This window comes from Lysinibacillus sp. VIII_CA, assembly GCF_049943995.1.
GTDB classification, from domain to species: domain Bacteria; phylum Bacillota; class Bacilli; order Bacillales_A; family Planococcaceae; genus Lysinibacillus; species Lysinibacillus pinottii.
In genome coordinates, this window is sequence record NZ_JBNFXM010000016.1 from 1 (window position 1) to 13,859 (window position 13,859).

Below are 13,859 nucleotides of genomic sequence, written 5' to 3' on the forward strand. Positions count from 1 at the left end.
TTGTTTCGTTCACTAGCTAGGCTAGCTACTTAAAACTTTATTGATTACGTTTTGCTTGTTCAGTTTTCAAGGTTCATTTGCTAGTTACTCTCAAGTAACTTTTTATAATTTAACATATTGTTAACATATTGTCAACTGTCTATGTTAATATTTTAAAAGTTGTTCGTTTGTTTCGTAACAACGTGTTTAAATATATCATCATAAAATAAAGTTTGCAAGCGTTTCATTAAAGTAAAACTATTCTTATTATTTAAAAGTGAGTTTCTTCTATAATAAAGGTGAAAGCAACTTTATATAAAGTAATGCTCTATGAATAATAAAAAAGATGAATAGAGTAACAATAAAATTTTTTATTCAATCATAAAAAACTCCATTGTTAGAATCCTTACTTAACAATGGAGTTTTTTTCAAAGTATATTTAATTTATCGTACCCAGATGAAATATGCTAGGAAGACAAAGAATAAACCATACATCATAGGATGAATTTCTTTTCTCCGTCCCGCTAACAACATTGTGATTGGGTAGAACACGAAGCCAATTGCAATACCCGTAGCTATAGAATAACCAAGAGGCATCATTAATACCGTAAAGAATGCAGGTACGGCAATCTCAAATTTATCCCAATCAATTAAACGTAATGACGAAACCATTAATACCCCTACAATTACTAGCGCAGGTGCTGTTACTGCTGGCGTTACTACTGCTAATAACGGAGAGAAAAATAAAGCTACTAAGAAAAGTACTGCTGTTACTACCGCCGAGAACCCAGAGCGAGCCCCAGCTGCTACCCCCGAAGTTGATTCTACATAGGCAGTAGTCGTAGATGTACCAAATAAAGAACCAATTGTTGTTGCAAGTGCATCTGCCATTAATGCGCGACCTGCACGTGGTAATTTATTATCTTTGACTAAGCCAGCCTGTGTTGCCACAGCCATTAAAGTACCTGCTGTATCAAAGAAATCTACAAACAAGAATGTTAATACAACTACTAAAAACTTCACGTTAAATAATGATTTAATATCTCCAAGTGGTTCTAGTGCCACCATGAATGTAGAATCCACACTTGGAATAGCAGAAACAATTGCTGTTGGAGGTTCAATAATACCTGTCACCATACCAATAATTGCAGTAATAACCATCCCTAAGAAAATACCGACACTGCGTAATTTAATAATCAGAATAACAGATAGAACGATGCCGAATACCGCTAGTAATGTAGAGCCAGTGAAAGTTCCTAAAGTTACTAATGTAGCTGGACTATCTACAACAATTCCTGCACCTTGTAAACCTACGAAAGTAATAAACAATCCTATACCTGCCGAAACAGCATATTTAAGCTGTACTGGTATAGCGTTAATAACTGTTTCGCGAATACCTGTTAGAGATAGGATGATAAAGATAATCCCAGAGAAGAAGACGCCAGTTAGACCAGTTTGCCACGGAATACCATAAGCTCCAACTACAGTAAAGGCGAAGAATGCATTTAATCCCATACCAGGAGCTAGTGAAATTGGGAATTTAGCGAAAATACCCATTATTAAAGAACCAACTGCTGCAGCTAATGCTGTTGCTACAAAAACAGCACCTTTATCCATCCCTGCATTTTCTAGAATACCTGGGTTAACAGCTAGAATATATGCCATCGCAAGAAAGGTTGTAATACCGCCTATTATTTCGCGGCGGTAATTAGTTCCTAATTCATCAAACATGAAATATTTTTTCATTATAAAAAAATCCTCCGTATGGTCGTCCTCAATATCGAAAACAAAAAAGACACGCTGACTAATCTACTAGTCGCATGTCTACGATATATTTCATCCACATTAATGTGTGAAATAAATTAGGGTTTATACATTCGCATATAAACCTCAATCGTAGTCAAGTTATTTACGGTAACTTGGTAGAAACTCACGGGCCCTATCCCCGACATTATACGACGACTTATTTAATTTACATTCGTAATATATCATTTCACTTTTTAGATTTCAACCCTATTTCCGAACAATTTTATAAAATAAAATACGAAAGTTCGTGTAAATTTCTTATTTAATGTTCATATTTTAATAAACTGCTACTAAAAAGCCTAAGTACTGAACAATTCTCCGAACGCAAACAATAAAAAACCCCTTAGAACTCACTCGAATTCTAAAGGATTTTATGGAAGGACTCAATTGCAGACAATCTTTAATTCATCACTTTACTTTGCAAAACCTGAATTCTTTTTTCTAACTTCTGTTTCCAATCTTCCGCCAATGCATCTACTGCTCCGATATGTTTCATCGCATCCGCATCTTTGTTTTTAAAATATACTTCGTTGCAATACAAAACCGAAACTTGGGCAGGATGCTTTTCTACTAATTCAATATTCGAGCTCGCACAGATTGTCCCCTCTTCTAGTACACGCCCAAGGAAGCCAGTATAACCAGTTTCAATCATACGTTTCAGCAATGTGTTTGATTCAGTATATTTGTCGATCGTGCTACAGGGAACACGCCCTTGTGTAATTTGAATGACAGCATCTCCTATTTTATAAATATCACCAATACAAGTATCCGCTTCTAGCATATTTGTAACCGTTAGATTTTCACCGAAAGCAGCAGTTGGTAGTGGTTTACCAAGTTCTTGTTCCCATTGTATGTAATGTTCCGCAGGATATAAACAAACTGCACGATCAGGACCACCATGATGTTTTTTATCAGCAACATCATCTCCGTCGAAGCCATGAGCTGACAAATAAACTTCTTGATTTTTTTGCTTTTCAATACCTGTAATCATTGAACGCCCTTTACTATCAATCAATTCTTTTGGCATCCCAACTGCTAATGTATGAATTATTGGTTTATTTTTTTCCATTTGAATCCCCCCCTAATCCGAATAGTATCATTTCTTTTGCATTCATTTAGTTTACTACACACAACACTTTACCAGCAATTTTTCCATGTTGAGATACTTTATTTAGCATAAATTCAGACATAGTGAAATCAAAAAAGCCCTAAAAACCTCTCAGGGCTTTTAGGGCGTTTGCTACTATTCCCACTCAATCGTTGCTGGTGGCTTAGATGTAATATCATACACTACACGGTTAACGTGTTTTACTTCGTTTACTAGACGGACAGAGATTTTTTCTAGTACATCCCATGGGATACGTGCCCAGTCAGATGTCATACCGTCGATAGATGTTACCGCACGGATACCGATTGCGTAATCATACGTACGTGCATCGCCCATTACACCAACTGAACGGATATCAGGTAATACCGTGAAGTATTGCCAAATGTCACGATCAAGGCCAGCATTGGCGATCTCCTCACGTAAGATGAAGTCAGATTCGCGAACGATTTCTAATTTTTCTTCTGTTACTTCACCAAGTACACGGATACCTAATCCAGGACCTGGGAATGGTTGACGCCAAACGATTTTTTCATCCAGACCAAGCTCTAAGCCTAATGCTCGTACTTCATCTTTGAATAAAGTTTTTAGTGGTTCGATTAATTGGAATTGCATATCTTCTGGAAGTCCACCAACATTATGGTGAGATTTGATTGTTTGTGCAGTTGAAGTACCTGATTCAATAATATCTGTATAAAGAGTACCTTGAGCTAAGAAATCCATACCTTCAAGCTTTGATGCTTCTTCATCAAATACGTAAATAAATTCATTACCGATAATTTTACGTTTTTTCTCTGGATCTGATACACCCGCAAGCTTGTCCATGAAACGTTTGCGAGCATCAATTTTAATAAGATTCATATCGAAATCTTCAGTAAATGTTTTCATTACTTGCTCAACTTCACCTTTACGGTTTAAGTTGTGGTCTACGAACATACAAGTTAATTGGTCACCGATCGCTTTGTGGATAAGAACAGCTACAACTGAAGAGTCAACACCACCTGAAAGCGCACATAATACTTTTTTATCGCCTACAATTTCACGAATTTTTGCGATTTCAAGTTCGATGAAGTTGGCCATTGACCAATCACCTTTTGCTTCACAAACATCGAATACGAATTGACGTAATAAATCATTACCATAAACAGAGTGACGTACCTCTGGGTGGAATTGAACAGCGTATAGTTTACGTTCTACGTTTGCCATTGCTGCAATCGGACATGATGCGCTCGTTGCGATCACTTCAAATCCAGCAGGAACTTCTGTTACATGGTCACCATGGCTCATCCACACGATTTGCTCAGTTGGTAACTCACCAAATAATTTATTGGAAGCAGTTACTTTGATTTCAGCTTTACCATATTCACGAGTTTCAGCGCCTTCTACTTTACCACCATTTGTATGCGCCATTAATTGCATACCATAGCAAATACCTAGGATTGGTAGGCCTAATTCAAAAATGGCTGGATCCACATGGAAAGCATTTTCATCATAAACAGAGTTTGGACCACCTGAAAAAATAATACCAGCTGCGTTCATTTCTTTAATTTCTTCAGCAGTTACTGTATGTGGATGTAATTCACTGAATACACCAAACTCACGGATACGACGAGTAATTAATTGGTTAAATTGGCTACCGAAGTCAAGTACAACGATTTTTTCTTGCTCTTTTAATAAAGGGCTAGCTGTCAAAATTTCCACCTCTTCTACTATTATTAAAGGATCATTCATTTGTTCAAAGAAAAACGCGAAGAAAGTAAAATCTTTCTACGCGTTCAAAAAGCTCATGATGATTTATAAAGGCGAATGCGTAGCAAAGTAAAGTGATTTACTATACCTCTCACCTAGCGAATACATCCGCCTTCATAGAGAAATCATTTGTGGTGATTTCGTAGAAACATCCGAACCTTATTATCGAACTTATATGAAAGCAATCCTTGCATTTAATTTTTTTCATTTTACTCTTTGTCTAAGTTAAAATCAACCGATAGTGCGATTGATTAAATATTCCCAACTTTCTTTCAGCTTCATGAAATCCACTTCTTGTTTATCCTTCCCATAAACATGTTGCTCATAAACAGCCGTTAGCTTTTGCATTTCATCTGTTTCTAAGGATGCATCCACACGTTCGGCAAACATGTGCAACGTTTCTCCATCTCTCATACGCAGTCCAATACGTGATAATTGCTTCAGAAGAATATGATAAGAGGAATCAAATGTAGACCAGTCGGCAGTCTTTTTACGATATGCTCGCACATGCATTTTAGGCAGCCATGTTTTGCGCTGCAAGTATAATGCAATCCCACTAATCAGTAATAATATTAAACCAATTCCCCAAACATAAGCGAACTTCTTCATCCATGCCCAGAGCATATCCAGACTAAACGTTGATTTACTTTGCTCTTTATTGGACACTTGTTCCTGCTGTTGTGGCTGTTCAGGTTTTTGCTCTGGCTGTAGAATTTCTTCCTGTTCTGATGTATCTAATGGTATATCATAATCAATGTTAGCATTGCCACTAAAGCCTATTGTAGGTTCAAACTCCATCCAACCTGTCCCAGGTATATATGCCTCTACCCATGAGTGTGCGTTGTCATTGGTAATTCGATACTCTCGCAGACCATCTGTCATTGGCCCTGCCGTACCAGGCGCAAAACCTTTGACCCAGCGAGCCGGTATGCCTATTGAACGCAAAAGCACTACCATTGACGTTGAGAAATTATCACAATACCCTACTTTTGTATCAAATAAAAACTGATCGACATAATCTTGATTTTCTGCCGGAATAGCCGCTTGGGTTTTATCATACCTAAACCCGTTTGTCCGAAAATAACCTTCCACTGCCTTAATTTGATCGTAAACCGTAGTTTCATCCTGTGTTATCGCCAACGCCAAATCTCTTACCCGTTGTGGCAATTCCACTGGCAACTGCATAAAGCGATCAAAAGATAAATCTAACGTTTCAAGTGTGGCTGGCAGAGATAATTGCAACTGTTCCATACTATAGACTGGCTCACTATATGATAATGTATAGTTTGATAACGATTTAGATGTATCATTCTGCTGCTCTATAGTCATCCGTTCCGTCTGCTCATCCTGAATAAATAATGTGGAATCTTGTGCCGAAACAGATAATAAACCATATGTTTGGATTAAAAATGGCATCGAGGCCGCAATGTCCAATTGAATTTGACGCTCGTTTTCAGGTAATCCCACTTGTAATGAGGTCATAATCGGCGCATTTGACTCATATACATTTTTCCCAAAGTTCCCCTCTGACAAAATCCATCCCTTTGAGGTATAAGTATCCTTCGTTTCAACACGCCAATAATGACGATCACGAGAAGAAGCAGTAAAAATTAATGTATTATCTCCTTGGAAAGGTCCACCTAATTGACTATCGTCTTGACCATAGCCGACTGATTTCATGCCTGCTCCATTCCCATCTTGCCCAGTAACACCTTGGATAAATGGCACAGGGTCTGCCCATGTCGGCCCTGTCTTTGGTAAAAAGAAGGCGATACTACCAAAAAGTATTACGGAAACAAGCATCGGAATAACAATTTTCCATTTTCCAAACGCATTGCTCGTTGCACCCGCTTGAAGCCATAAACGTTTGACAAATAGGACTCCTGTCATCATTAATCCTAGTATAACCACTTTAACAATAGCTGTTTTACCATTGTATTCACTAAACGTATCTAACGTAGCAATAAAGAATACTGTCATGACAAAAAAGTAAAATATATTTTTCCGCACGGAGACCCAATGGTGAATTAAATAAACAAGCATCCATATTAATACTAGAAATAGCACTGTTCTAAAAGCATCGGATACTAGTCCAAAATCACCTGAAATAATGGCGGCCATATTGCCTTTCCATTCTGCTAATAAGAAGGATATGGTCTTTCCAGAGAGCACTGGGCTTTCGCTATAAATAAAGACAATACACCAAATAATATAACCTAACTTTACAATTCCTGATAATACAGGATGCACTCGGAATAAACTTAAAGCTAGAGACAAGCCAATAAAGACTAGGAAGAGATGAAACCCTCCTGTATTAGTTAATTGCATAATGGGCATTAGCCATTCACGCAATATAAAGAAAACGATAATATAGGCGACTGCCAACTCTAAAAATTCTCCTAACGACTGTTTCACGGCTTCATCACCCCCGTGAAAACATGATAAAAATCTGTTGGATCTACATAGACCATTTGAATATGTTTATAACGTAACGTAACCTCAGATTGCACAGGTGGCTGTTTTGTCACGACAAAACAAATACAACTTTTCACTATATTCGCAAGAGTATGTAGGAATTCATCTGATACTTCATTAGTTACATAAAGCAATGTCGCAACTTGCTTAAAGGCTTGCTGGTCATAAAATCGAAATTTTACATTCTCAGTAGGTTTGATAGCTGCCAAATGATACATAACCTGATCTAACTGCTTTTCACCTTGTATAACCGGAAACACCTTCGTCATTTCTCCAGCAGCAATAAAGGAAATATCACCAAGTTCCTGCACGATCATATTGAGCATAGATGCAACTAGTTCAATCTTATCCTCAAATAACGTTGATTTCTTGGCATCAAGCACTAACATTAACTCAGAGGATTGTCTATCCTCAAATTCCTTCGATTGTAAGGTTTGGGTTTTTGCGAAAGATTTCCAATGAATCCAAGAAAAACGATCCCCTGGAACATATTCTCGTAATCCAACAGACATAGTAGTATCCTTAACTATGGAATAAGGGGACATCATTGGCCCAACATCATATTTTGTTTGCAGTGCCGAATATTTCATTTCTCTGAGCCTTGGATAAACTAAAATAGTTTGTTCTTTCTCAGCCACAACCATTTTTTTGGCCCAGCCAAAAAAATCATAGAAAGCTATCGTAACACCCAAATAACGGTGTTCACCACGAGGCATATTTACTAGTTCATAATGCCAGTTAAATTTTTTTCTAAAGCCCACAAATTTGATAGCAGCTGAACTTTGTAGCTTGGCCTGTACTAATCCCTCACTATCTACAAGTTCCTCCATCATCATATAAGCAAAAGGGAAACGTGTTTTTCTCTCGACCGAAATCGTTACCTTCCCTGACTGACCACGTTCTATGTGTGAAGGTTCAATTTTGCGCTCTACTACTAGGATACTTTCCCTAACAACAAAGAAAAATAAGGCGTACACTAAAAATGGACTTACGGTAAAAAACACAAACCAACTAACAAAACCACCTTGGAACATTGCAAAACAAAATGTTACAACCATTAAGAAAACCACTAATAGGAAATGTTTACTTTTCTCCAAAAAAGCTTTCCATTGCCTCATTGTTCTGCAAACCTTTTTGTTGGTACTGGCGTTTTGGCAATGATCCGTTCAATAATTTCATTGGCCGTTACATTATCGTAGCGAGCATCTGGTTTTAAAACTAGGCGATGACTGAAAACAAAAGGTACAAGGTATTGGACATCATCAGGTATGACATAGCTACGCCCTTTCATAAACGCGTAAGCTTGCGAAGCCTTCATTAAGGCTAATGTAGCCCGGGGACTTACTCCTAAATAAACATAGCTGTTTTCTCTAGTTTGAGTAGCAAGCTCCACCATGTAATTTTTTACTGAATCTTCAACGTACACTCCTTGAACAAGCTCTTGTAATTCAATTAATTGAGCTACTGACAATACAGCGTCGATCTTTTCAATTGCTTTGCCATTTTCCGCTCGACGTAAAATTTCTACTTCTTGCCCTCTAGTAGGGTAGCCCATCTTTATTTTCAACAAAAAACGATCAAGCTGGGCTTCCGGCAATGGATAAGTACCTTCGTGTTCTATCGGATTTTGCGTGGCCATTACAAAGAAAGGCTGATTAATGGCAAGTGTTTTACCATCAATTGTAACAGATGCTTCTTCCATCCCCTCTAGTAAAGCTGATTGCGTTTTTGGCGAGGTACGATTAATTTCATCAGCTAAAATAACATCGCCCATTATCGGTCCTGGACGAAATTCAAACTCCAAAGTCTTTGGATTATAAATAGAGATTCCCACTACATCGGAAGGTAATAAATCTGGAGTAAATTGAATTCGTTTAAACTGTGCATCAAAGGATTTGGCTAATGAACGAACCATCATTGTTTTCCCAACACCAGGCACATCCTCTAACAATACGTGCCCCCTCGCTAATAAAGCAACAAGGCTCAGCTCAGCCACCTCTCTCTTTCCAATCATTACTTTCTCTATATTTTCTAGCACATTTTGTATTTGAGAATTCATAAATTAAAAAACCTCCATTCCACCGAACAATTGTGTGAATTGCACGATAACTTATCATAAGCATATCGAAATATGTCTAGTAAAACAATTATCAGAAACTCCTTCCCTTTGATAACACTTAATAAACAAGGCTCGTTTGAACATAGTCAAACAAGCCTTGTTTATTATACAACGTCACTAATCATTAGAATGTTACAATTCTAATCTTTTTAACCATATCTCTTCCAAAGATGTAGAATTTTCTTGTGTAAAAATTTCAGTGATCGGACCAGAAATAATAATTTCCCCATCATGTAAAACTAATACATCATCTGCTATTTCTTCAGCAAATGACAGCAAGTGAGTAGAGAATATGACCGTATTTCCTTTTTTCTTTTCCTCTATCATCACATGTTTCAGTTGTGCTATCCAAAATGGATCAAGACCATTTGTCGGTTCATCCAAGATTAGCAAGGATCCACTTCCAAGTAAACTTTGCGCAAGATTTAATCGTTGAAGCATCCCTTTAGAGAACTGTTTAGCTGGTTGATTGCGAACATCCCACAAGGAAACACGCTTCAATATACGCTCTTGCTCATCTTGATCTACTTGTTTTAAAGATGCCAGCAGTTTAAAAATTTCTGCCCCCGTTAGCATGATTGGAAAATTTACGTCATCAGGCATATAACGAATTACTTGCGGTTTATGCCATATCATTTCTCCAGACTTTTTCTTTTCTTGTCCCGTTAGTAAACGGATCAACGTACTCTTCCCAGCTCCATTGCCCCCAACCAATGCTAGAATTTTACCCGAATGTAGTGTAAAGGTAGCTTCTTTTAAGCCTCTACCATTTCCATAGACATTGGCTACATTTTTTGCTTCTAATAGAATCATCGCTTTGGGTCCTCCTTTAAAAACTTCGTAGCCAGTATAAGTGGTAGAATGATCCAAAGAAGCGTCACTATCACATACATCACATGACCCTCAGGTGACGAATAAAATTTCGTTACACCATAAAATGCTGGACCAAGCACACTAGCCTGATGGGTGAATATAAAATAACCAAAGCGTAGCCATTCTACTGGATTAATATGTATCGATATAATGGTAAGTTTTTGTAAAACATGACCCGCTACAACTGCACCAAGAGCCATTAAAGCATAAGAAATGAGCAGTAAAAAAAAGGACCATACAACAAGTGACAGGGCTAGTGCAAATAATCTTGTTTTAGCCATTGCCCCCAGTACAATACCCAATGAGACAAATATAAAGATACATAATAACGTAAGGATTACTAAAATAATCGGTAACTGTACGCCATCCAATAGACCACCTAATGTTAAGACAACACCAAACGCCACAAGCACTACTAATAAAAAAGCAAGTGATATAGCCACATACTTCCCTATAATATATTGCGCTATTTTCATGGGATATGTTTTTAATAACGAAAACCAACCAGATTCTATATCGCCAGCTAAACTCATACTTCCAATGGTGATAATGAATAAGGGCAATAGAAACAATAACACATTTAAAAATGATGCTGTTTGACGTGTAAAGCCCTCCATATCAGGTAATGCCATTCGTTGAATGACTATAATGGCTACAAATACAAATGTAAAAAGAAAAGCTACTAGTTGCATCCAATGGCTTCTTAAAATTTGCTTTAGCTCTATTTTCACAAACATCATTTATGAATCCCCCAATTAAACGTCAGCAAATCTTGATAGGCTAATAATTGCCCCTCTCCTTCATTGGTCATCCATTCCTGTGCCTCAGCCTCTGTCGCAAACGCAAGAACGCCATAGTTCATCGGCGTCCAATAGCTTGGATTATATACATAGGTAGCTTTATAAACATCAATCCATTCATTATTTGCTTTATTTTTAATATAGGCTGCGCCAATTTCACCCTCACCATTTAGCGTAAGATAATCCATCAAACATCCAATATCATCAAAAATCTTATAATCTCCATTTGTTAATACAATTTGTCCAGCATATTCTTGATGAACGATACTCATATTACAAATTTCACAAATATCTGTTTCACTGATAATATCACGTGGGTTATATACTTTTCCGCTGCAACCGCCCAATATTGTACTACATATAACTAGAATGGTTATCCACCTTATCATACTAACATTCCTCTTTTCCACAGCCAAAATCCACCCATAGTTACAACCAAACCAATAATGAATTGTAGGATGTTAATCGAAAGCCCCTTCTCTTTCGTATGGCTAATTAATCTCGGTTCGTTATCTACAAGTAAATTTTGTTCTGTCTTATTCACTTGCTGATCAAGTGACGTCAGGATCATAACACTCGGTGATGCCACAAAAAATTGATAAACTGGTTGTCTCACCATCCATTGACCAAAGCTCGAAACAGCTACATATGGAACATCTCCAAAACCATCTCCTGCAACATCTATCCCTCTATAATCATCATAAAAATTGCGAACTAATCGCAAACCTTGTTGGTCTGATCTTGCTGTCAATATATTTCCAGTAAACTGATTATCCTTTATAATAGAGTGCTTATCTACCTTTGTTCCTTCTAAGGCAGTCTGATTCATCTGAAACCGATTTTCTTGTATTTGTATAACTGAACATTTTTGCAATGCTACGCCCACCCGATTATTTTGAAAGCTATTTTTTCTTACCTTTGCCTGTTGAGTGTCATACATTAAAAGACCATAGCTATTGAAATCATTATGGTTTCTAACTGTATTACTGGCTATTTCTAAGTCAGTAGTCATCATTACCATAAGACCTGTAACATTTTGAAAATATGAATTGAAATCCACCTTGACATCACTTGAATACATAAAATGCGTCCCATATCGACTATTTGTCACTTCGTTTTGACGCACATCGATTTGTTTTGCTTCTTCTACATATATTCCGTCTTGCACAAGATCAATAGCATTGTGTTCAATAGCAATGTCCTCACTTTTAAACACAGCAACCCCATTGCCTTTTTCAGCATAATGTAACTGATTACCAACAATCTTATTTTCAACTATTCGAATATGCTTAGAACGTTGAATATGGATACCCACTTGTATATTCTTTATCTCAATAGCTTTCAGTTTTAAATTCTCCGTTTCATTAACAACAATTCCTTTGTTTTTGGCAGAAATCATTATATTTTCGATAGAGACATTAGCCGTATGGTCAATTTTTAGTGCAGGTTCAGTATTTTGAGAATAAAGTTCAACCCCTTTTTCACCTAGGAGTTTAATCGGTTTCTTTACTATAAAATTTCCTTGGTAACGACCGGCAGGAATATGAACAATTTCTCCTGGTTTCGCTTGATCAATAGCCAATTGAAGATCAAACTCCGCATTCGCTGTTTGACTTGCCCATAGAAAAAACAATACGAACAAACATATTCGTTTCATCACGTTCACCACCTTATTCAGCATAAAAAGACTAGAGGAGAGCCCCCTAGTCTAGGCTTTTAATGGCCATGTCCCTCTTGCCCATGATTCATTTCATTTGAATGCATAGAACTAGAATCTCCACTTTCTTCCTTAGCCTTTTTTTCCATCATTTTCTTACGTCGTTCCAATGCGTCATCTTTAATTTTTTGTAGTTCTTCAACATAAGCATTCGGATTTTCTTGGATGTATGTATCTGCTTCCGCTTTGTTCACGAAGTAAATATAGCCCCAGTTCATCGGAGATTTCAGCTCTGTTTTCACAATTGTTACATCTTCGACCTTCGCCCACTCCTTCGTCACAAAATCACGGACGAATTTGGCATTTTTCTCTTCATTGGCAACCTCTGCATTTAACAAACAGCCAATATCATCATAAAATGCAATAGTTCCATCTTCTTTGATCGCTTGCGTTGAAAATACGCCCATCTCATGATCCTTCATGTATACCTTCATATTACACATTTCACAAACTGTATCTTCCTTTGGCTCTTGTAACCGTGAATCGACAAGCGAAGCAACTTGTACAGAATCATCCACTACTTCCGTTTCCATTTCGGTAGCATCTTGCTCTGATCCCTTCTCCTTTACCTGTGGTTTTTCGCCATTACATGCTGCAAGTAAAAATAATAATAATAATGCTGGTAACCATAATTTTTTCACAAATTTTTTCCTCCAATTTTAATTTTGTGTTGCCATATTCTACAATACAGATTAGTTGTGAAATTAGTAAAAAATCGAGGTGAAGATTTGGAAAAATTATCTTGAACATTCAATGAACATCTTCATTTCAAATAATTTGAATTTAGTGCTTCTTTTTCACTCGCATCAAAAACTCCCCACATGTTTAGCTGTGGGGAGTTTAGTCTTTATATGGAAGAACGGTAACTATTAAGTAACTTCTTTTGTCTGCTTAAACGACTAAGTTTTAACGCAGTTTCATTTAATTCGCGACGAATTTGCAAATCATTCGTACTATCCATATGGATGGGCGCAGTTTGCTGATGCTGTTTCTGTTGATTTGGTGTATTGATCGAACTGCGCTTCTTCTCTTTATTTCTTTGCAAACTATTTTTAAATAAATTTTGTGGATTTTGCCCAAAATTATGGCTAATATCACCTGCATGTAGATACTGATTTTCCTGACGAAAAACACTACTTGTCGTTGCATTTACTCTAGAAGTCCTCATATTAAGTTACCCTCCCTTACATTTTATAATCCTTATAGGTAATTATATCGAAATTATATGATGATATT

At 37.0% G+C, this 13,859-nt stretch carries 12 protein-coding genes and 2 riboswitches; all 12 genes read right to left on the reverse strand.

Annotation, left to right across the window (positions count from 1 at the left end; all coding sequences use genetic code 11):
* Positions 1-423: 423 nt before the first annotated feature.
* Positions 424-1,725 (reverse strand): NCS2 family permease, encoded by a 1,302-nt coding sequence (locus ACP3VS_RS17775; protein WP_031416433.1) that lies wholly within the window; start codon positions 1,723-1,725, stop codon positions 424-426.
* 131 nt (positions 1,726-1,856) lie between these two features.
* Positions 1,857-1,958, reverse strand: a riboswitch (purine riboswitch).
* A gap of 227 nt (positions 1,959-2,185) precedes the next feature.
* A complete protein-coding gene (locus tag ACP3VS_RS17780; protein ID WP_426389405.1) occupies positions 2,186-2,854 on the reverse strand; it encodes an MOSC domain-containing protein in 669 nt (222 codons plus the stop codon).
* A gap of 174 nt (positions 2,855-3,028) precedes the next feature.
* Complete coding sequence (guaA, locus tag ACP3VS_RS17785; RefSeq protein ID WP_031416382.1) at positions 3,029-4,582, reverse strand: glutamine-hydrolyzing GMP synthase; 1,554 nt, start codon at positions 4,580-4,582, stop codon at positions 3,029-3,031.
* A gap of 154 nt (positions 4,583-4,736) precedes the next feature.
* Positions 4,737-4,838, reverse strand: a riboswitch (purine riboswitch).
* Between the two features lie 32 nt (positions 4,839-4,870).
* Positions 4,871-7,054, reverse strand: a complete 2,184-nt coding sequence (locus ACP3VS_RS17790) for a DUF4129 domain-containing transglutaminase family protein (protein ID WP_036164153.1) — start codon at positions 7,052-7,054, stop codon at positions 4,871-4,873.
* Positions 7,051-8,232, reverse strand: coding sequence for a DUF58 domain-containing protein (locus ACP3VS_RS17795; RefSeq protein ID WP_197148556.1), 1,182 nt, complete (start codon positions 8,230-8,232; stop codon positions 7,051-7,053). Before ACP3VS_RS17795 ends, ACP3VS_RS17790 begins: the two co-directional genes overlap by 4 nt.
* Positions 8,229-9,173, reverse strand: coding sequence for an AAA family ATPase (locus ACP3VS_RS17800; protein WP_012291998.1), 945 nt, complete (start codon positions 9,171-9,173; stop codon positions 8,229-8,231). Before ACP3VS_RS17800 ends, ACP3VS_RS17795 begins: the two co-directional genes overlap by 4 nt.
* 192 nt (positions 9,174-9,365) lie before the next feature.
* Positions 9,366-10,046 carry an ABC transporter ATP-binding protein gene (locus ACP3VS_RS17805; protein ID WP_281486874.1) on the reverse strand — a complete coding sequence of 227 codons (681 nt, stop codon included), beginning with the start codon at positions 10,044-10,046 and terminating at the stop codon, positions 9,366-9,368.
* A complete protein-coding gene (locus tag ACP3VS_RS17810; protein ID WP_232900881.1) occupies positions 10,043-10,846 on the reverse strand; it encodes an ABC transporter permease in 804 nt (267 codons plus the stop codon). The genes ACP3VS_RS17805 and ACP3VS_RS17810 overlap by 4 nt, the downstream gene beginning before the upstream one ends.
* Positions 10,843-11,295: a nitrous oxide reductase accessory protein NosL gene (locus ACP3VS_RS17815; RefSeq protein ID WP_281486873.1), complete on the reverse strand. Its 453-nt coding sequence runs from the start codon at positions 11,293-11,295 to the stop codon at positions 10,843-10,845. Before ACP3VS_RS17815 ends, ACP3VS_RS17810 begins: the two co-directional genes overlap by 4 nt.
* On the reverse strand, positions 11,292-12,563 hold the full coding sequence (locus ACP3VS_RS17820) for a right-handed parallel beta-helix repeat-containing protein (RefSeq protein WP_281487123.1): 1,272 nt from the start codon (positions 12,561-12,563) through the stop codon (positions 11,292-11,294). The genes ACP3VS_RS17815 and ACP3VS_RS17820 overlap by 4 nt, the downstream gene beginning before the upstream one ends.
* Positions 12,564-12,622: 59 nt before the next feature.
* Positions 12,623-13,264, reverse strand: a complete 642-nt coding sequence (locus ACP3VS_RS17825) for a hypothetical protein (RefSeq protein ID WP_281486872.1) — start codon at positions 13,262-13,264, stop codon at positions 12,623-12,625.
* Positions 13,265-13,470: 206 nt separating this feature from the next.
* Positions 13,471-13,791, reverse strand: coding sequence for a hypothetical protein (locus ACP3VS_RS17830; protein WP_012291992.1), 321 nt, complete (start codon positions 13,789-13,791; stop codon positions 13,471-13,473).
* Positions 13,792-13,859: the final 68 nt, after the last annotated feature.